Source organism: Phycisphaerae bacterium, from assembly GCA_028714855.1.
In the GTDB taxonomy this organism is placed as follows: domain Bacteria; phylum Planctomycetota; class Phycisphaerae; order Sedimentisphaerales; family Anaerobacaceae; genus CAIYOL01.
Genome location: JAQTLP010000001.1, coordinates 372,878 through 392,081, shown reverse-complemented (window position 1 = coordinate 392,081; position 19,204 = coordinate 372,878). Strand labels below are relative to the sequence as shown.

Genomic DNA, 19,204 nt, shown 5'->3' with positions numbered 1-19,204 from the left:
GAGGATGAATACTCTGCCTGCGCAATGAGTATCAGAACTCGGTTGCTGCCCGCCTCCTTTGCGTGAGTTAATCCTGTTACCCAGTCGCCGAGAATCCCGACGTCGCTGAACGCCGGCTGGGCCAGACTTAACACAGTTAATAATATGGTTGATAAAACAACAATCCCCCGGGAGTGTGTTACACTTTTCATCATGTATCTCCTAATAAAATTGGTTACCGACTGATTATATATGATTTCCTCGCGGTTAGCAAGGTTTTTCCCCCGCATCCCTGCCTCGGCCCTCGCGGGCGAAAAATTACCCCCGACCTTACCGGACCTAACTGACTATCCGCAAACGACTAACGGTTAACTTCAATATCGGCCGGTAACCAAACCGCCTTTCACCCTTCTGCTCTTATTTTTTTACTTTTCCCGTCCCCTGCCCTCTCCAAATCAGGGTGATTAAAATTTTCGATTTTGTTAAGTTGCGAAAAAAAAGCGGCGGGTTCGAGTTAATTATTAAGGGTAGAATTATCTTGCTGTTTGGGTTTGTTTTTCTTTTTTCTTTGACTGGTCGAGTGGTTGCGGTTCGGCTACTTTCCGGTAGCCTAAGGTCTTTATCACCTCGAGAATCTCCGTCAATGTTGGGAAGGGGCTTGCATTTTTTCTTTTATACTCATCAATAGCCATAACAAATTCAAATTGTTCGTCGGACATCTGACCTTCTTCGGCAGCTCTTCGCTCTTCGCTTCTGCGCTTGCCAGGACCGCGCCGGCGGTCCAGTCCTAAACGCCTGTCAATAATATTTTTCCTGCGCTCTTCGCCGGACTGCTGCTCTGTTAAGTGTTGTTCGTCCATTTATTACCGTGCCTTATATTTTGCTTTATTGGCTGCAGGGCGGTTCGCGAACCGCCTCTGCGAGTTATCACAGAATCAAAAGTCATCCTCGAAAAGCTCACTGTCGAAATCACCTTCATCTTCTTCGTCTTCGTCTTCTAATGCAAAATCATAAAAATCATCATAGGCATCCTGGGATTCGATTACTACGTGTGCTTCATCGAGATAATCTTCCGGAACCATTACGGCTATGCCGTCAGTATCTGCCGACTCTCCGCTTTGTCCTTTTATCATAGCGGGGATACCATTGGCCGACAGCAAAGATTCGTACTCTTTGGCCTGTTCCATGTCCTCCGCAAAAGTAACAACGATAAGTTCCGGCGCCGCTGCTTTATTTTGCGAACCAAAACTGCGGGGTGATTTTCGGCGTTCCCTCGACTTCGCTCGTGATGGTGAGCCTGTCCGCCCCGAGTTTGTCGAAGGGGTCGAACTACTTTGAGATCGCTTTGCCATTTTATTTCTCCGCTATAAACCTAATTCATATTCCTGTCAGTTCCGGCGTCCACCAAAGGTGAAAAGGCCGTTATTGGAGGTATCTTCGTCAAAATAAACCTCTGAGTTATTAAAAAATTAAGGCCTATCAAAGAAAATTATCAATCACCCGGCAACCGGCTTTTCATAAGCGTTTTTTGCTATCGGCCCTGTAATCACAAAAATTTAACGTTTGGGCATATTTTTTTGTTGCAAATACTTGCCGGTTCCTGTAATAACAGCCCTCAGTAACGTTGCCTGCACCAAGGATTTGGTACCGGCCTATTAAAATTTAACTTTTTGACATGGAGGATTTTTACAAATGGCAAAGAAAGAGTCTTTAGTAGTGGCCAGCAAAATTAAGGCCTATGTCCGAAGCAAAAAGATGATGACCTCGTCCGATGCGCTCGGTGCAATCAGTGATAAGGTCTATTGCATGCTCGATAAGGCCATTGAACGAACAAAGGCCAATCGTCGCAGCACCGTAAAGCCGCAGGACCTGTAGTAGTACACCGCGTTTTGCAAAAAATTCGCAAAACTGAAACAGGCAAACTGTACGCTAACGTCTTTTGCTGACGGAGTTTACGTTTGAAGACCGGTTTTTAAAAGAAGCCGTTCCTCTTTTTTCTACTGAGGAACGGCTTCTTTGCAATTTAACATTTACGCTTGTATTAGTCACTGCGTCTTTCAATTATCACCTGTTTAAGTTATCAGTCCTTCGGCTCACTTTGCGAAGAAGAAGTCAGTCATAAATACTGCCTGACAATAAATAGCCGTATTGGGTTTCTGGCGCTTCTAATGTCGGCTTTCGGCCGGTAAAGTCCTCACTATTACCATCAAAATTCACTTTTCTCAGAAAATTTGTTGAACTTAAAACAGCAAAAACCCCGATTTATTAGTTGGAAATTACCATAAAACACGGCTTTTTCAGTATCTTGGAATTAAGAGTGCGTAATTTCCTGCCGATAGAATTTCTGCTATCTACAGGCACTTTAGAGCAAATCGCCTGTGATATTAGATTTTGGAGAAAGTGGTTATAACTTCTTGTTTCATAACCTCTTACACAGATTAGCTTGGTAGGGATAATATGCGGGTTTTTATGTTAGGCTGGGAGTTTCCGCCATTTATCAGTGGCGGACTTGGTACGGCTTGCTATGGACTTACTAAAGCCTTAGACCAACTCGGCGTAGATGTAATCTTCTGTTTGCCAAAAATGGTCGAGAGTATTTACACAACTCACGTGAAGTTGTTAACACCTACTTCCCTGCCATCCGCTGCCTCTTTTAAGCTTAGTGAGTTGAAAAATGTCAAATTTCGCACAATCCCCTCAACATTGCAGCCATATTCAACCCCGGATATTTACAAGCAGCGAATCGAAGAATTTCTAAAACAAAAACAGGAAACACATGGCGGCAATGCCGCTTCAGCTTCTATCAGTGGTATGCACTACAGCGGCAATATGTATGATGAGGTTCATCGTTATGCCGCTCTTGCCTCCGAATTGGCAACTTTCGAGCAGTTCGACGTTGTTCACGCTCACGATTGGATGACCTATCCTGCGGGAGTTGCTGTAGCGGCAAGCAGTGGAAAACCGCTGGTTGTGCACGTTCATTCGACAGAATTCGACCGCAGCGGAGAGAACGTCAACCAGATGATTTACGACATCGAGCGAATGGGTATGGAGCGGGCGGATAAAGTAATCGCCGTCAGCTATTTTACCCGCAGCATTATAATCAGCCGGTACGGCATTAGCGGCGACAAAGTGGAAGTCGTGTATAACGGCGTCGAACGCAATGGAAACGGGGCTTTCGTCGAAACAGACAACGACAAGGATGAGAAAATTGTATTATTTTTAGGCCGAATTACGATGCAAAAAGGCCCGGAGTATTTCCTCCAAGCGGCCAAAAAGGTCCTTGATGTAATGGATAACGTCAGGTTCGTTATGGCCGGCTCCGGAGATTTAATGCATCGGGCTATCGAAATGGCGGCGGGGCTCGGCATCGGACAAAAAATCCTCTTCACCGGCTTTTTATGCGGACAGGACGTCCAGAAAATTTATGAAATGGCCGATTTATACGTTATGCCTTCGGTATCAGAACCTTTTGGGATTGCACCGCTGGAAGCGATGAACAACGATGTCCCAGTCATAATAAGCAAGCAAAGCGGCGTGTCGGAAGTTTTAACGCACGCCCTGAAAGTCGACTTCTGGGATGTCGACGAGATTGCCAACAAAATTATAGCTGTGCTGAAATATCCGCCTTTAGGGATAACGCTGCGAAATTACGGCAATTTTGAGGCAAGAAAGCTGCGGTGGAAAGATAGTGCTGCGAAGTGTCTGAAAATTTACGAAGAATCGTTCGTTACGGCTTAGTCGTTGTAATACGGAATAAGAGATATGGCTTCAATATGTTTCTATTTTCAGGTGCATCAGCCTTTGCGATTAAGGCACTATACTGTATTTGATAAAAACGACCAGTATTTTGACGATTATAAAAACGCTGCCATTTGCAGAAAGGTGGCGGATAAATGTTATCTCCCGGCCAATCGATTGCTCCTGGACGTAATCCGCAGATTTAACGGCAGATTTAAAATAGCTTACAGCTTGACCGGCGTATTACTGGAGCAGTTCCAGCTCTTTGCGCCGGAAGTCATCAGCACTTTTGACGCCCTGGCGGAAACAGGCTGCGTCGAGTTCCTCGCTGAAACGTATTACCATAGTTTAAGCTATCTTTATTCGCGCAACGAATTCATAGAACAGATAAACAAGCACACCGAAACTATCGAACGCCTGTTCGGCCAAAAGCCAAAGGTCTTCAGAAATACTGAGCTGATATATAACAACGACCTTGCCGCACTAATCGAATCGACAGGCAATTTCGACGCAATAATAACCGAAGGCGCAGACCACATTCTCGGCTACAGAAGCCCAAATTATCTCTACCGGCCTAAAGGATGCGAAAAGCTGAGACTGCTGCTGAAAAATTATTCGCTCAGCGACGATATTGCCTTCAGGTTCTCCAACAAGGGCTGGTCGCAGTGGCCGTTAACGGCGGACAAGTTCGCCGCCTGGGTAAACAGTAATATCGGAAATGTCATCAACCTCTTTATGGACTACGAGACATTCGGCGAGCACCAGTGGAAGGATACGGGCATATTCGACTTTATGCGGCATCTGCCGGAAGAAATTCTGAAAAATCCATACAACGATTTCAAAACCCCCAGCGAGATAGTTCAATCATTTCAGCCCGTTGATACGGTTGATGTGCCGCATCTGATAAGCTGGGCCGATATCGAAAGAGACCTCTCCGCCTGGCTCGGAAACGCAATGCAGTCAAATGCGCTGCATGAGTTGTACCGCATTGAAAAGGACGTCAAAAAAACCGGCAACGAAAAAATCGTTAATGACTGGCGAAAATTGCAGACCTCGGACCACTTTTACTATATGTGCACAAAATATTTCGCCGACGGTGATGTGCATAAATATTTTAACCCTTATGATTCACCTTACGATTCTTATATCAACTTTATGAATGTGCTGGGCAATCTTCATGAACGACTATCCTGCGGCCTGTCGGAAAACAATGGCCTGCCCGGTTTGAAAACGCAAACAGCGGATTGTTTGTCTTAATTCGTTTTTTGCTGCTTGAAGCAGCGGGGGGCTGGATTTTACCATGATAATGTTCTCGGGAGTAAAATTGTGCTGACATTGCAAAAAACCGACAGCGAGGAAATCATCTCAATCCCAACAGACAAAAAAAACGTCGAGGGCTTGTTGACTAAAGAATGGCTGTTAACCAACGACCGCGGCAGCTACGCATCGTCAACAATCATCGGCTGCAATACCAGAAGGTATCACGGCTTGCTCATCGGCTCGACTAACCCTCCTGCCAACAGGATAATGGCCCTGGCAAACTGCATGGAAATGGTGATATTAAATGGAAACGTCTTTAATCTTTCGACCTTCGAATTCAGCGGAAAATTCGCGCCGGTAGGGTTTAACTTCTTAAAGCGGTTCCGTCGAGATACTGCCGTCCATTTTGATTACCAGCTGCCGCAGTTCAAGTTGACTAAATCTGTATATCTCCTTCGCGATGCGGATATGATTGCCCTCGTATATGATTTTACTGCCGTGAAGAAACCGCTTGAGCTCGTCTTGCGGCCGTTTATAGGATTGAGGGATTTCCACACACTGCAAAAATCCTACGCTCACCTCTATTCTGCATGGCTCGGCGACGGCTTGCTGATTCGCCACGATATACCGGGCAGTTGCGAATTGTTTTTGAGCTGCCCTTCTATGAAATTCGAAAAGGACCACCAATGGTGGTTTAACTTCACATATCGCATCGATGAACAAAGAGGCCAGGATTTCACCGAGGATTTATGGACGCCGGGCTTCTTTAAAGGCTCGATAGACTCGCCCGCCAGAATTGTTCTCTGGGCGAATTTCGGCAGCAGCGGAAAGGCGGCGTCCGACGCCGAAGAGCTTAAGCTGGATATCGAAGCCGTCCGTGAAGATTTATGCAGGCATCAAAGCAGGATAACCGCGGCCGCAAAAACCAAAGATTTGCGAAAACTCTGTTTGGCTGCTGACCAGTTTATCGCAAAGCGTTCCACTGCTGCCCCCGGCAGGGACGAACAAAGAACTACTATTTTAGCCGGCTTCCCATGGTTTGCCGACTGGGGCAGAGATGCTTTTATATCTTTGCCGGGACTGCTGCTCGCCACCGGAAGATTCGAAGAGGCAAAGTCCGTTTTGGCAACCTTCGCCGCAGCTGCTGACGAGGGTGTAATTCCGAATCGGTTCGATGACCGCAGCGACACCGCCTACTTTAATAGTGTGGACGCTTCCCTCTGGTTCATCAACGCGGCTTTTCAATACTTAAACGCCGCCGGCGATTCAGAAACCTTTACCATGCAGCTTCTGCCGGTAATCCGCCGCATTATAGATTCTTACCATCAAGGCAATCCGTTTGGTATTTGCGCTGATGCTGACGGGCTTATAACCGCGGGTAATGAGCAAACGCAGCTGACCTGGATGGATGCTAAATACGACGGAGTGGCTTTCACCGCCAGATACGGAAAAGCTGTTGAGGTTAATGCTCTCTGGTACAACGCACTTTGCTGGCTTGTTCAGTTTTATGACAGCCGTGATGATATGGATAACGCAAAACATTACCGCGATTTGGCTGATAAAGTCAAAAATAGTTTCTGCAGGTCATTCTGGAATGAACAAGCCGGTTGTCTCCATGACTGCATTTTGCCCGATGGTTCCGCTGATGCGAGCTTACGGCCAAACCAGATATTCGCCGTTTCGCTTCCATTTTCACCCCTGTCACCTCAACAGCAAAAGGCCGTCGTGGACGCGGTTCAAAAAAATCTCCTCACGCCTTTCGGCCTGAGAACATTAAATGTCCAAGACAATCGCTATAAAGGTACATATACAGGCTCCCAGAAAGAACGTGACCAGGCCTATCACCAGGGAACTGTTTGGCCGTATCTGCTCGGACCATTCGTGGAAAGTTACCTGAAGGTCTATGGTCACAGCCGAAAAAGCAAAAAAGAGGCGTCCGAATTTATCAAACCTCTGTTACAGTATATGACAAAAGATGGTTGTCTCGGACAAATCTGCGAGATATTCGACGGCGACCCTCCTCACAAACCTAAGGGCTGCATGGCCCAGGCCTGGAGTATAGCAGAACTCATAAGGGCATATCAGCTTGTCCGTCCGTAGTCCAGATGAAAGCGGGACGAAGCAAGTTTACCCTTGTCTCTCAATCGCTTTCCTGACTTCGCTTACAAATGTTGAAATTTCAGCCAGGCACTTTTCCTTCTTGCCCAAATTCTCTTCGATTAACTGCACTATCTTTGAGCCTATTATTACACCGTCCGCGCCGGCCTTGGCGACTTCGACTGCGTGTTCGGGCTTGCTGATTCCAAATCCTACACAAATCGGTACATCTGTTACTTCTTTCAGCCTTTCAACCAGTCCGCGAACATCTCCGGAGACCTTGTCCCTGCTGCCCGTTACGCCGAGCAGTGACACCGTATAAATAAACCCCGTCGTCTTGGAGGCGATTAGCTTCATTCTCTCTGCGTCGGTATTGGGAGTAACCATAAAAACGGTATCGAGTCCCGCTTCGGTTGCAGGCGACATAATTTCATCTGCATCGTCAACGCTCAAATCAGCGACCAGCACGCTGTTAACGCCTGCTTTGTGAAAATCGCTGAAAAACTTTTTCGTCCCGTACTGGTAAATCAGGTTGTAATACATCAGTAATCCTATTGGGATGTCCTTATAATCCTTCACCTTTCGGACAAACTCCCTCGCCTTTGTAACACTCATCCCGCTGTTCCTTGCCCGGATATCGGCCTTCTGAATCGTCGGCCCGTCCGCTATCGGGTCGGAAAACGGTATCCCAAGCTCTAAAATATCCGCCCCTGCATCAATAGCTGTCTTCACAATTGCAAGACTCGTATCGAAATCAGGGTCGCCGATTACAAAAAACGGTATCAACGCCGCTCTTTTTGCTTTTGCCAGTTCCGAAAAAACCTGTTTATATGTTTTCATAAAGCTTATTCCTTTTTGCCTCTGCATCGCTCGACAATCGAGACGTCCTTATCACCCCTGCCTGAAAGATTTACTACCGCTATTTGTTCCGGTTTCAACTTTCCCTTTTGGCTCATAAGATACGCCAATGCGTGCGAGCTTTCCAGCGCAGGAAGTATTCCTTCTGTTTTGCTTAATAGCTCAAATGCATCGAGCACTTTATCATCTTCCGCCGCGACATATTTGGCCCTGCCGGTATCCTTCAACAAACAATGCTCCGGCCCGACAGCCGGGTAATCCAATCCGGCGCTTACCGACTCCGTTTCGTAAACCTGACCTTCCGCGTCCTGCAGCAGATATGATTTCGCCCCGTGCAGGATACCCACTCGCCCCGCTACCAGTGTCGCAGCATGTTTGCCCTCGGCTACACTCCTGCCGCCGGCTTCAACACCGATTAGCTTCACATCTTTATCTTCTATAAATCCTGAAAAGATACCTATCGCATTGCTGCCGCCGCCAACACAGGCAACAACCATATCCGGCAGTCTGCCTAATTTATCAATGCACTGCTGCCTCGCCTCTTTGCCGATGCAGGTTTGGAAGTGTCTGACTATCGTAGGATACGGATGCGGCCCCGCAGCCGAACCAAAAAGGTAAAACGTGTCTTTAACGTGGGCTGTCCAGTAGCGAAGGGCGTCGTTGATGGCGTCTTTCAATGTCCCCGTCCCGCCTTCGATGGGTACAACTTCCGCGCCGCACAATCTCATCTTATGAACGTTTACGCTTTGCCGCTCGACGTCGGTTACGCCCATAAAAATCTTCGTCTCCATCCCGAACAAAGCGCCAATCATCGCCGTCGCCAAACCGTGCTGGCCGGCGCCGGTCTCGGCTATAAGTTTGGTTTTGCCCATATACTTCGCTAAAAGCCCCTGGCCAAGCGTATTGTTGACCTTGTGCGCCCCGCCGTGCAGAAGGTCCTCGCGTTTCAGATAAACCTTAAAGCCGACGTAATCGCTGAACCTCTTGGCGAAGTATAGCGGCGTCGGCCGGCCGGCGTAATCCCCCAAAAGCTGCGCCAGTTCCGCCGCAAATCGCTTATCTTGATAAAAGCAGTAAAACGCCCCCTCTAATTCTTCAAGTACCGGTATCAAAACCTCCGGAACATAGAAGCCGCCGTAATCTCCGAACCTGCCTTTGTATTTCATATTTTCCTCGTTTTTACTTTAATTATTCCTTCGCACCGGCTTTTTCGAGCAACTTAATCAATGCTTTATTCTTCGCCATTTTGGCAATAGAAAGCGGCGTATTGCCTTTTTCATCTTTTGCGTTTATATCAGCGCCTTTTGTTATCAGCAACTCCGCTATTTCAACAGTAATTTTCTCCGCAGCACCGCGATGTTTTTCAAAATCTGCCTTCAAAGTTCTGGCGGTTACGCCGTTTTTATGGAAAAGCATCCCTTGTATTCCAATTGGATCGACGATGTAATGTAAAGGGGTCATTCCATTCTCGTCTTTTGCATTGACGTCAACCCCGTTGTCAACAAGCAACTGGGCTGCTTCGAAAGTTCTTGAGTTATGCAGTAAACTTCCACCATTTTTCATCTTAAATTTAACATCTGCGCCATCTTCAATGAGAAGTTTTGCAGCGTCTAAACTGCCTTTGCGCACCGCCCAGAATAAAGGAGTAGCCTCGTTAAGTTTTTTTTCACGGATATTTACATTGGCGCCGTTTTCGATAAGAACCTTGATGACATCCGGATGGTCCATATATGCCGCCCAGTGCATCGCACTCCAACCGTCATTCGATGCCGTGGCGTTAACCAGGTTTGTGTCTTTCTTAAGCAATACCTTAACACCCTCAACGTCTCCTTGAGCAGCCGCAACATAGATGGTTTTCTCGACCCCATTGGCTATAAGCATCTCGGCTGTATCGTTATGATTGTGCATTATAGCCATCATAATGGGAAGCACGCCGATATTAGTTCTTACATTGACATCTGCGCCCTTATCTATAAGAAACTTTGCTGTTTCCTTGTGGCCGAAGTAAGCAGCTCGGTGAAGAGGCGTCCAGTTAGCATCATCCTGAATGTTAACGTTATATCCTTCTGCGATAAGTTTTTTGACTTTTTCTATATCACCATCCGAAGCTGCCATGTGAAGCGGAAATTTATCTTCTTTATGTTCGGTTTGCCCAGCGGGGAGGTTGCTGTCTTTCGCAGCTTGAGTTAATTGAGTATTCCCATCCGGCACGTTCACGTCAGCAAAAGCCGCAGGTATCAGAGAAATACACACTATAAAAAACACAATTAGTTTCATTGGATTTTACTTTACCTCTGTGGCTCTTAACCTCTCAAATGATGTATACTTTTGAATAATTTCTTCATTAATCTTTTGTCTTTTTTGCCCGGCCTGATTTCAATACCGCTGCAAACATCGATTCCATACACTCCCAGCTCGACTGCCCTGGCTGCGTTATCGGGATTTATTCCGCCGGCCAGAAAAATACGCTTCCCAATATGACCTATGATGTTCCAGTCGAAGCTCACTCCCGTCCCGCCGTACTTCTTGGGATTAAAGGCATCCAGCAAAATCGCATCCGTGAAAAAGTTTTCCGCGCTCTCGACGTCTTTCTGGTCTTTTACGCGTATCGCCTTCATTACCTTTACGTTATGCGAAAGAAATTCCTTGCAGAATTCCGGTGACTCGTCTCCGTGTAGTTGTATCCAGTCTAAATGGCACTGTCCTCTCGTTTCGCGGATTTTCTCCGCCGATTCGTTCACAAAAACGCCGACCATATCCGTAAAAGCCGACAGCTTGTTTATTACCTTCGCCGCTTTTGCCGGCTCTATATACCGCGGACTTTTCGGGTAAAAATTAAAACCCAGCATGTCCGCCCCCATATCTATTGCCGCCGCTGCGTCTTCGTAATTGGTAATACCGCAAATTTTAACTTTCACTATAAGCATTTACTCATCCGCTCATCTACTATTAGAAACCTCAATTAACTTTTCCAGACAGGCTAACGCCCTGCCGTCATTGACCGATGCCTCCGCCATTTTGATTGCCGATTCGAAATCATCCGCAAACCCCGCGACTATTACCGCGGCGGCGGCATTAAGGATGACGATGTCTTTGCGAGGCCCCTTCTCTTTGCCGTTTAGTATCTTTCTCAAAACCTCGGCGCTTGTCTTCGCATCGGTTACCTTCAAATCGTTTATATCGGCTGGTTGTATTCCCAAATCTTCTGCGCTTAGTTCATCACTTTCGACTTTGCCTTCTTTCAATTTTATTATTTTGGTAATTCCCGCCGTGCTTATTTCATCCATCCCGTTACTATGAACAACCATTGCGACCTTTGTCCCCAGCAGCTTCAACGCTTCAGCTATCGTTTCCATCAGACCTTCATCCGCCACCCCCAGCACCTGTCTCTGCACGCCCGCTGGATTGGCCAAAGGCCCAAGGATATTGAATACCGTTCTAAAACCAAGACCCTTGCGGATTGGCTGAACATATTTCATCGCCGGATGGAACGCCGGTGCGAACATAAAACCAATATGTGCTTGTTTTATACATTCCGCAACAACCTCGGCCCCCGCGTCTATTTTCACGCCCAATTCTTCGAGCACATCTGCCGACCCGCACTTGCTGGTTATCCCGCGATTGCCGTGCTTGGCCACATAAACCCCTGCCCCTGCTGCAGTTATAGCCGATGCCGTTGAAATGTTGCAGGTTTTAACGACACCGCCGCCCGTGCCGCAGGTATCAACTAAATTATCGATATCGACTTCTACTTTAACTGCGTGGTTTCGCAGCGACTTTGCAAGTCCCGCAAGTTCCGCCGCCGTTGCGCCCTTTATCCGCATCGCCGTAAGAAACGCCGCAATCTGCGCCTCGCTGACCCCGCCCTCAAAAATAACATCCAGCAAACCCCCTGCCTGCTCGATGCTCAGGTTTTCACCTTTCAGTAATATCTCGATATATTCAGTTATCCCTGCCATCCTCAGCGCCTTACTTTTTCTTTCTTTCAACTGCGATAGCCAATACGTTTTCAATTATTTTCCCGCCCGCTGGCGTCAAAATACTCTCCGGATGAAACTGCACGCCGAATATCGGCAGCTTCTTATGCTCGATTCCCATAACAACCCCCTCGAATTCCGCCGTCCGCTCTAAATACTCCGGAAGTTCCTGGTTATAGCAGCAGAGACTATGATAGCGTCCAGCCTGCAGCGGATTTTCCACCCCGGCGAATATCCCTTTCCCATTATGTGTTATTCGTGATGGCTTGCCGTGCATCGGCACTGGCGCATGACCGATTTTCCCGCCGAAATATTGCGCAATCACCTGATGACCTAAGCACACCCCGAATATCGGCAGCTTGTCTTTAAAATAATCTATCGCCGATAGCGAAACGCCCGCCGTATCAGGCGTCCCCGGCCCTGGCGATATCACAAGAAGGTCGGGATTGAATTCATCAACAACACGCTTGAGTTCTTTGATATCGGTATCCGCTCGATAAACCTTCGAATCACAGTTACGCTTGCAGAAATCATCCACTAGGTTATATGTGAACGAATCGAAGTTATCGACAAACAAAACTTTTCTCTTTTTTTCTGCCATAAATTTTTTACTTCCCGTAAATAGCACGCATGCAGGAGTTTGCCTTGTGCTCGGTTTCCTCGAATTCGGTTTTCGGAACACTGTCATATACTATGCCGGCGCCCGCCCGGATATAAGCCGTATGGTCCTTTACCTGTAAACTCCTTATGGTAATACAGCTGTCGAATTGGCCGTCCACCGTCAGATACCCGACGGCCCCGCCGTAGTATCCGCGTTTGGTTCTTTCCAGTTGCCGGATTATTTTCATCGCCTCAATCTTCGGAGCGCCTGTCAGCGTCCCCATATTCATCGTCGCAAGATACGCGCTTAGCGCATCGAGTCCCTTAGCCAGTGTCCCCTTAACGTTGCTTACTAAGTGCTGCACCGCAGAGTATTTCTCGGCCGTCAAAAGTTCCGTAACAATCCTGCTGCCCGGCTCTGCCACCCTCGCAATATCGTTCCTCGCCAAATCAACCAGCATTATATGCTCTGCCAGCTCTTTATGGTCGAGCTTCAGCTCCGCCTCGTATCTGAAATCGGTATCTGCATCGATTTTGTCCCCGACCCGTCCTCGCGGCTTTGTGCCCGCTATAGGCCGAATCTCCACATTGCGCTCCTTGCCCCCGCTCACCCGCAGGTTAAGTTCCGGGCTTGACCCCATCAATATCGTGCTCGGCGTATTCAGATAAAACATATACGGTGACGGATTCAGCTTCCTCAAACGCTTGTAAACATCCAGCGGCTCATCAGGACATGGCTCTATCTTCGTCCTGCTTAACAACACCTGGAAAATATCGCCGTCGATAATATGCTGCTTTGCATCGCGGACCATTTTCTCGTACGCTTCCTGGTTCGCATCAGTTGAGGCAGATGGCAATGTTCCCTTATATTTTTGTCCTTTCGGAGCATTCGCCCTCGCCATATTGAAATAGTATTCGAATCGCTCCTTCGCCTCGGATATCACCGCCTCACGGTCGCCGTTGGTTATCACGCAGTTGACAATCACGTAACATTTATTTTGTTTGTGGTCGCACAAAAAGATATTGTCGGCAAAATAAAATTCATAATCAGGATTACCGAGCAAATCCTCCCCGCTGGAGGGCAGTTTCTCGAACTGGTCTATAAAATCGTAGCTTATCGCCCCCAGCAATCCGCACGTTACGCGGAACGGCTTGCTCGCCAGGCTGAAACTGAACGCGACCGCCCGCAGCACATCCATCTGGTTCGTGCTTTGCAGCCGCGATTGCTCGTCTACCGTCTTTTCGCTCTGTTTGATTCGGCCGGTAATCGCATCAGCCCCGAACTCCGCCGATTCGCAAAAACCGAAGATTTTCTTCCTCTTGCCGGCCAAGTACCCCAACATCCGCCTGCCGGTATTGCTCAATGCTTTAATTGTAAAATCGGCTCCGGTCCCGGTAATATAAAGCGCAGGCTTTGCCGTCCCGAAGCTCATCGCATTTTCCGCTGAATAATCGCTCGCCTCCAGCAGGGCGCAATTCTTGCTCCGACCGTAGTCGCTCATCTTGGCAAAGAAATCCACCGGCTCGTCAATATCTATCTCCCTGACTATCGGCACGATTTGCCCTGCTTTGGCGCTCGTTATTATTTCCCTGTAATCATCCATATTTTCTACCTCTTATCGCAATTTTTATCCGCAAACCCTTATAAATACAAACAAAAAAAGCGGCCTGTTTTTCCAACAGGCCGCTTTCTCAAATGTATCTTAATATATTTTTACAGCAAATTACCGCCGCCTGTCGGATTTATTCCGCAGGACGCCACCAACCAAACAAATTCTCTCGGTTAATTTGCATTATACTATTCTACCACATCTTGCCGTTTCTGTCAATACCAAACCGCAAAGAAAATATCCTCTCCCCCTTTCGTTTTACCTAATACACTTCGGCAGTAGTTTTTATCGGTCCCGTTGCCGGTTTATTCCTGATACCAAATCGCTTTGCTCAGCCAGTTTTCGGCTATACGGGATAGGTCAGCAAAATCCACAATACTATCTTCAGTGAAGTCGGCCTCTAACGAACCGGACCGCAGCCATTGGTTGGCAAGCTCGGCAAAGTCGAACATATCTATACTGCCGTCGCCGTTCAGATTCGGCCCTTCTTTTCCCCCGGCAAACGGCATAACGATAGTATTCACATCAGCGGCTGTCTCATCGACAACGTTCACTGTTGTTGATGTATTACGATATTTACTGTGTACGGCGGTTGCGGTATATGTCCCCGCCGGCACGTTATAGATAACGTATTCTCCGTTACAGTCGGCATCCCCTATACCTCCAAAGCTGCTCGATGAATCCGAAAGTAATACGGTTGCGCCTAAAACAGGCTCATCGTCGGTATTCTTTACACTGCCTCTCACCGTACTCCCTTGCGAGCTGTATTCCAGCGTGATACCGGTTGTCCCAACAGCGATATTTAACGCTAAGTCACGCACTGCAATCGACCCAAAATCATCTGGCGTTTCGCCCTCTACGCAAAGATAAATATCGTAATTAACGTCCGGCGGCAGTTTGGTCAGGGAAAATGCTCCGGCATCCTCCATTCCGGTTTCAGTTACCGGCTGAACCGTATACCACATATTGGGGTCACTAAGCGCAGTCCCTGCCTTAAAGGCTATAATCAGAAAATAGCCTGTCTTTGCATATCCGCCCAGATTACTGACCTCGCCCGAAATTTGCCCGCCGTTTTCTTCAGTATAAACTATCATATCAGGGACATCTACAACCTCGTTTATATTGGTTATCGTAACTATTTTAGGCAGTGCCCCGAGCTCCTCGTCATCCGCCGCAATGCCATAAGTCCCAACAGGAAGCCGTATCTGATAATCCCCGTTGATATCGTCCGCATCGTCCCACCCGTCACAATCCCTGCCGCTGTAATAGTAGTCTATGCCAGCCGCATTGCCGCCAGCATCTTTTATATATCCTCTGACCAGTGCGCCTTTTTCTAATGCAATAATCCGCCCGGACCGGTCTTCTGCCTCGCTCAGACACACATAGTCGCTTCCCCATGGCAGGTTCCACGCATAACCGCTGTCAACGTCCGGCATCGCTTTCATCTCTGCTGCTCCCGGCGGCAGTTGCGTCAGGCAGAAAACCCCGTCAGCATCGGTAAAGGTGCTTCGTTCGACATTATACCTTTCGCTGTCATACTCTACCTCAACACCCGCCAGTGGCTCAGCGGTATTTGCATCCAGCACCTTCCCGCAAAGTATCGCTCCCTCCGGAAGCGCAAAATCGAGATTATTAATATCTCCCTCCAGTTCGAAATCACCAGTCCCCATATAGGCATAATAAGATTCAGGCTCAATACTTACACCGACCTCCTCGCCGGGCGGTAGATTGGTCAGCAAATACATTCCGTTTGCGTTTGTATCTGTCTCAGTCCATATCTCGACATCATCGTTCCATAGACCAACCCTGACATCAGCCAGCGGCAGCGTTGTTGCCTTGTCCGTAACCTTGCCCGATATTTTCAACCCTCCATTACCAAGTATGATATCTTGATTTGCGTATTCAACCGGCTGGTCGGCATATACGGTAATCCTCGTAATCATATAGCTGCTCTCGGCCAGCGGATATGCAATGACATTATAATTGTAGCCGACCGGCAGTCCTCCGCACCTGTAAAAACCGTTTGCCTCGCTCCGCGTGCCGGTCCCGTACCCGTCGTCAGCCCAGCAGTTCACCTGTAAGTTAGCTTGTCCAACTCCGCCGGAATTTTTCACCACTCCTGATATCGACGCCCCTAAATCGATTGAAAAATCAATCCCCGTTGTCTGCTGTCCCGCCGAAACGCTTACCGGCGTAGCATTTTCCCAACGGATTTCATCGTTATAATACTCCGATGCGTAAATCGTCTCATCCGCCCAAACCATCACTCTATATAGCCCGGGCATCACCCCTTCTATTTCATATATGCCGTCGGCGCCCGTTCGGTCGCCAAAACCATAATCATCGTCATATCTATTGGCGGAAACCTGTATGTTCGCAATCGGCTGGCCGCCTGAATCTCTCACTATGCCGGTAACACTGCCCCCGACCGTCAGACTAAAATCTATATCATCCACCACTCCGCTGGCCGGAACATTCACCGCTGTGGCAGACCAGTAGTCAACCTCATTATCATAGTATTCCCGTACAAACCCCGTGCCTTCCGTTGAAATACTAACCCGGTAAGCCCCCGCTGCAAGACCGCTTATAAAATAAAGACCATCGGGACTGGTACTGCCGCCGTCGCAGTATTCGCCCGTGTCATATTTCAGAGCATAAACCCACAGACCTTGTATCGGCAGACCGTTCGAATCGTTTGTTACAACCCCCACAATTGTTCCCGCGATTGCAGCCTCAGCCGCTATCGCTGCCAAAGCTATAATAATGATGACCTTTTTCATCGCCCAACCTCCTCGCTTATAACGATAAAAGTTTTGAACCGACTCCCTGAAAGGACTGTGATTGAATCAAATTCAGCCGCTTCTGTCAAGCAAAATCGCAAACAAAATATTTTAGCCTGTTGACAAAGAAGTTCTTTTGGTTTATTATACTTTGGCAGTGGTTTTTTATAAATACTGCTGCCGGGAAGGTTATTTGTGAAAGTTTTAGCCTGTATACCTGCTCGTTACGGTTCTACCAGATTCCCCGCTAAAGTTCTCGCCAAAGATACAGGCAAATTCCTCATCCAGCACGCTTACGACCGCGCCTGCGAAGCCAAACTGCCCGAAAAGGTAATTATCGCCGCCGACGATGAGCGAATTGTCGCCGCCACAGAATCCTTCGGTGCCGAGTGTATCCTGACCAGCCCCGATTGCCCCAGCGGCACCGACCGCATCGCTGAGGCTGTTGCTGATATCGATGTCGACATCATAGTAAATTTACAGGCCGATGAGCCTGAAATCGACCCTGCCAATATCGACAAGGTCGCTCAGCTTTTAATCGACAATCCCGATTGTCCGATGGCTACCCTCGCCGCCGACTTCCAAAACGCCGCCCAAATCTACGACCCTAACATCGTCAAAGTCATAATAGGTAAAAATAACCAGGCGATTTATTTTTCCCGCTCGGTAATCCCTTATGACAGAAACAAATCCGGCGTAGGCAAACTTAAAAACTATCTGCGTCATCTCGGCATTTACGCTTATCGAAAAGATTTTCTGCTGGAAATTACTAAGCTGCCGCAGACCCTCCTAGAAAAAATCGAAAAACTCGAGCAATTGCGTGCACTCGAAAATGGCTTTAGTATATTAGTCGCCAAAGTCAAACACACTTGCGACGGCATCGACACCCCGGAACAATACGCAGAATTTGTTAAACGTTACAAAAGAAAAATTTAGCCCCGCAATTTATTGCGGGGTTGCTTAGCCACAGAGGTCACAGAGAATAGAATTAAAATGGAAGAAGAAAAGATAATAAACGGCAATTGCTGGGTCGCTTATTTTGATATACTTGGATTCAAGAACGAAACACCTATGAACGCGGGGCAGTTGCCAGCTCTCACCTATATGTACACCGAAATTGTAAATCGTATAAACGAAAGACGGGAAAAGCTAACAAATATTGGAGCACCATGGTATGATTGCTTGTGGTTTTCCGATAGCTTCCTTTTCTATTCTTTGGATGATTCCATCAACTCGTATCGAATAATTTATTTAGCTGCGAAACATTTCTTTGAATATATGATAGTAACCAAAAAATGGCCTGTCCGAGGAGCTCTGACAGCAGGTGGCTTCTACGCTGATAGGAAAAGTAACATCTTTCTTGGCGAAGCGCTCATTGACGCGTATAGCTTCACAGAAAAGCAAGATTGGATAGGGATGATATTATCACCTGCTGCATATACGAAATTGGTGGCGAGCGGTAAACCGTTCACTTGGGTAGATGGCTGTTGCTTTAGGGAATACAACGTTCCGATTAAGCGAAGGAAATATAACAATGGATTGGAACAAATATCGTTAGATTGCGAGAAGCTCTGGGCATTTCATTACAGAACCAACGATTGCAAACGAGATATGATTATGGATATGATGAGATCGGCATGCAATAGAAAGAATGGATTAGCAATTAGGCACCGAAGAAAATACGAAAACACTTTAAAACTTTATGAAACACCATGTCAATGCTCTGTGTGCTCTGTGCCCTCTGTGGCAAAATAACAATGAAAACTCTGTGGCTTAAAATAAAATTGAAAATTTAACGTAATGAACAGTACCCAAAACTTAAAACAATACGATTTGGAACAGCGAACGCTCGAATTCGCGAAAAATGTCAGAAATTTTGTGGCTAAATTGAGCAAAAACTCGGCTAATTTTGAAGATGGAAAGCAGCTTATCCGTTCTTCCAGCTCTATCGGCGCCAACTACATAGAAGCCAATGAATCGCTCGGCAAAAAAGATTTTGCTATGAGAATTAAAATCTGCCTCAAAGAAGCCAAGGAAAGCCGGTACTGGCTGAAACTTTTGGATACTCAGCAGGATTCGGAGCTTCAAAAAGAGCGAATAAAACTGGAAAAAGAAGCCGACGAGCTTCTTAAAATCTTCGCAGCTATTTTACTTAAGACCAAATGAGTTTTGAAAATTAGATATTGGTGCTTGTAATTTATTTGCTATTTGTAATTTGTGATTTGTAATTTTCTTGTGATTTGTTATTTCTTAACTGTTTCGATTATTGGAATTTGGTAATTGTAATTTATTTGCTATTTGT

At 47.1% G+C, this 19,204-nt stretch carries 18 protein-coding genes; 7 read left to right on the top strand and 11 right to left on the bottom strand.

Going from position 1 to position 19,204, the window contains the following annotated elements; all coding sequences use genetic code 11:
- From PHG53_01705 to PHG53_01695, 3 genes are all read right to left on the bottom strand, one after another.
- A partial coding sequence (locus tag PHG53_01705) for a hypothetical protein (GenBank protein ID MDD5380342.1) occupies window positions 1–194 on the bottom strand: 194 nt, incomplete at its 3' end.
- A gap of 318 nt (window positions 195–512) precedes the next feature.
- Window positions 513–839, bottom strand: coding sequence for a hypothetical protein (locus PHG53_01700; GenBank protein ID MDD5380341.1), 327 nt, complete (start codon window positions 837–839; stop codon window positions 513–515).
- Window positions 840–914: 75 nt separating this feature from the next.
- Entirely contained in the window at window positions 915–1,331 is a 417-nt protein-coding gene (locus PHG53_01695; GenBank protein MDD5380340.1) for a DUF2007 domain-containing protein, read from the bottom strand.
- Window positions 1,332–1,671: 340 nt separating this feature from the next.
- Between PHG53_01695 and PHG53_01690 the strand changes: the two genes are divergently transcribed.
- The 4 genes from PHG53_01690 to PHG53_01675 all read left to right on the top strand — a co-directional run bounded on the left by PHG53_01690 (window position 1,672) and on the right by PHG53_01675 (window position 7,080).
- Window positions 1,672–1,854, top strand: coding sequence for a hypothetical protein (locus PHG53_01690; GenBank protein MDD5380339.1), 183 nt, complete (start codon window positions 1,672–1,674; stop codon window positions 1,852–1,854).
- Window positions 1,855–2,448: 594 nt separating this feature from the next.
- Window positions 2,449–3,720, top strand: coding sequence for a glycosyltransferase family 4 protein (locus PHG53_01685; protein MDD5380338.1), 1,272 nt, complete (start codon window positions 2,449–2,451; stop codon window positions 3,718–3,720).
- A 24-nt stretch (window positions 3,721–3,744) separates the two neighbouring features.
- Window positions 3,745–4,977 carry a glycoside hydrolase family 57 protein gene (locus tag PHG53_01680; protein ID MDD5380337.1) on the top strand — a complete coding sequence of 411 codons (1,233 nt, stop codon included), beginning with the start codon at window positions 3,745–3,747 and terminating at the stop codon, window positions 4,975–4,977.
- A gap of 69 nt (window positions 4,978–5,046) precedes the next feature.
- Window positions 5,047–7,080, top strand: a complete 2,034-nt coding sequence (locus PHG53_01675) for an amylo-alpha-1,6-glucosidase (protein ID MDD5380336.1) — start codon at window positions 5,047–5,049, stop codon at window positions 7,078–7,080.
- 27 nt (window positions 7,081–7,107) lie between these two features.
- Here the strand turns inward: PHG53_01675 and trpA are convergent, their stop codons facing one another.
- The 8 genes from trpA to PHG53_01635 form a co-directional block, all read right to left on the bottom strand.
- A complete protein-coding gene (gene trpA / locus PHG53_01670) occupies window positions 7,108–7,917 on the bottom strand; it encodes a tryptophan synthase subunit alpha (protein ID MDD5380335.1) in 810 nt (269 codons plus the stop codon).
- A gap of 5 nt (window positions 7,918–7,922) precedes the next feature.
- Window positions 7,923–9,101, bottom strand: a complete 1,179-nt coding sequence (gene trpB / locus PHG53_01665) for a tryptophan synthase subunit beta (protein MDD5380334.1) — start codon at window positions 9,099–9,101, stop codon at window positions 7,923–7,925.
- Between the two features lie 22 nt (window positions 9,102–9,123).
- Entirely contained in the window at window positions 9,124–10,212 is a 1,089-nt protein-coding gene (locus tag PHG53_01660; protein MDD5380333.1) for an ankyrin repeat domain-containing protein, read from the bottom strand.
- 26 nt (window positions 10,213–10,238) lie between these two features.
- Window positions 10,239–10,862: a phosphoribosylanthranilate isomerase gene (locus PHG53_01655; protein ID MDD5380332.1), complete on the bottom strand. Its 624-nt coding sequence runs from the start codon at window positions 10,860–10,862 to the stop codon at window positions 10,239–10,241.
- Window positions 10,863–10,874: 12 nt separating this feature from the next.
- On the bottom strand, window positions 10,875–11,924 hold the full coding sequence (gene trpD, locus PHG53_01650; GenBank protein MDD5380331.1) for an anthranilate phosphoribosyltransferase: 1,050 nt from the start codon (window positions 11,922–11,924) through the stop codon (window positions 10,875–10,877).
- The gene (locus tag PHG53_01645; GenBank protein MDD5380330.1) at window positions 11,905–12,513 is read right to left on the bottom strand and encodes an aminodeoxychorismate/anthranilate synthase component II; all 609 of its coding nucleotides are present in this window, start codon (window positions 12,511–12,513) and stop codon (window positions 11,905–11,907) included. The genes trpD and PHG53_01645 overlap by 20 nt, the downstream gene beginning before the upstream one ends.
- Before the next feature lie 7 nt (window positions 12,514–12,520).
- A complete protein-coding gene (locus PHG53_01640) occupies window positions 12,521–14,116 on the bottom strand; it encodes an anthranilate synthase component 1 (GenBank protein MDD5380329.1) in 1,596 nt (531 codons plus the stop codon).
- 311 nt (window positions 14,117–14,427) lie between these two features.
- On the bottom strand, window positions 14,428–16,902 hold the full coding sequence (locus PHG53_01635; protein ID MDD5380328.1) for a carboxypeptidase regulatory-like domain-containing protein: 2,475 nt from the start codon (window positions 16,900–16,902) through the stop codon (window positions 14,428–14,430).
- A gap of 195 nt (window positions 16,903–17,097) precedes the next feature.
- Here PHG53_01635 and kdsB point away from each other — a divergent pair, with 195 nt between their 5' ends.
- The 3 genes from kdsB to PHG53_01620 are packed head-to-tail and all read left to right on the top strand — an operon-like array spanning window position 17,098 to window position 19,068.
- Window positions 17,098–17,838 (top strand): 3-deoxy-manno-octulosonate cytidylyltransferase, encoded by a 741-nt coding sequence (gene kdsB / locus PHG53_01630; GenBank protein MDD5380327.1) that lies wholly within the window; start codon window positions 17,098–17,100, stop codon window positions 17,836–17,838.
- A gap of 57 nt (window positions 17,839–17,895) precedes the next feature.
- Entirely contained in the window at window positions 17,896–18,657 is a 762-nt protein-coding gene (locus PHG53_01625; GenBank protein MDD5380326.1) for a hypothetical protein, read from the top strand.
- Window positions 18,658–18,702: 45 nt separating this feature from the next.
- Window positions 18,703–19,068 carry a four helix bundle protein gene (locus PHG53_01620; protein MDD5380325.1) on the top strand — a complete coding sequence of 122 codons (366 nt, stop codon included), beginning with the start codon at window positions 18,703–18,705 and terminating at the stop codon, window positions 19,066–19,068.
- Window positions 19,069–19,204 lie beyond the last annotated feature (136 nt).

Coding starts and splice junctions, on each gene's coding strand:
- PHG53_01700 (MDD5380341.1), bottom strand. CDS start 839: ATGGACGAACAACACTTAACAGAGCAGCAGTCCGGCGAAGAGCGCAGG.
- PHG53_01695 (MDD5380340.1), bottom strand. CDS start 1,331: ATGGCAAAGCGATCTCAAAGTAGTTCGACCCCTTCGACAAACTCGGGG.
- PHG53_01690 (MDD5380339.1), top strand. CDS start 1,672: ATGGCAAAGAAAGAGTCTTTAGTAGTGGCCAGCAAAATTAAGGCCTAT.
- PHG53_01685 (MDD5380338.1), top strand. CDS start 2,449: ATGTTAGGCTGGGAGTTTCCGCCATTTATCAGTGGCGGACTTGGTACG.
- PHG53_01680 (MDD5380337.1), top strand. CDS start 3,745: ATGGCTTCAATATGTTTCTATTTTCAGGTGCATCAGCCTTTGCGATTA.
- trpA (MDD5380335.1), bottom strand. CDS start 7,917: ATGAAAACATATAAACAGGTTTTTTCGGAACTGGCAAAAGCAAAAAGA.
- trpB (MDD5380334.1), bottom strand. CDS start 9,101: ATGAAATACAAAGGCAGGTTCGGAGATTACGGCGGCTTCTATGTTCCG.
- PHG53_01660 (MDD5380333.1), bottom strand. CDS start 10,212: ATGAAACTAATTGTGTTTTTTATAGTGTGTATTTCTCTGATACCTGCG.
- PHG53_01655 (MDD5380332.1), bottom strand. CDS start 10,862: ATGCTTATAGTGAAAGTTAAAATTTGCGGTATTACCAATTACGAAGAC.
- PHG53_01645 (MDD5380330.1), bottom strand. CDS start 12,513: ATGGCAGAAAAAAAGAGAAAAGTTTTGTTTGTCGATAACTTCGATTCG.
- PHG53_01640 (MDD5380329.1), bottom strand. CDS start 14,116: ATGGATGATTACAGGGAAATAATAACGAGCGCCAAAGCAGGGCAAATC.
- PHG53_01635 (MDD5380328.1), bottom strand. CDS start 16,902: ATGAAAAAGGTCATCATTATTATAGCTTTGGCAGCGATAGCGGCTGAG.
- PHG53_01625 (MDD5380326.1), top strand. CDS start 17,896: ATGGAAGAAGAAAAGATAATAAACGGCAATTGCTGGGTCGCTTATTTT.
- PHG53_01620 (MDD5380325.1), top strand. CDS start 18,703: ATGAACAGTACCCAAAACTTAAAACAATACGATTTGGAACAGCGAACG.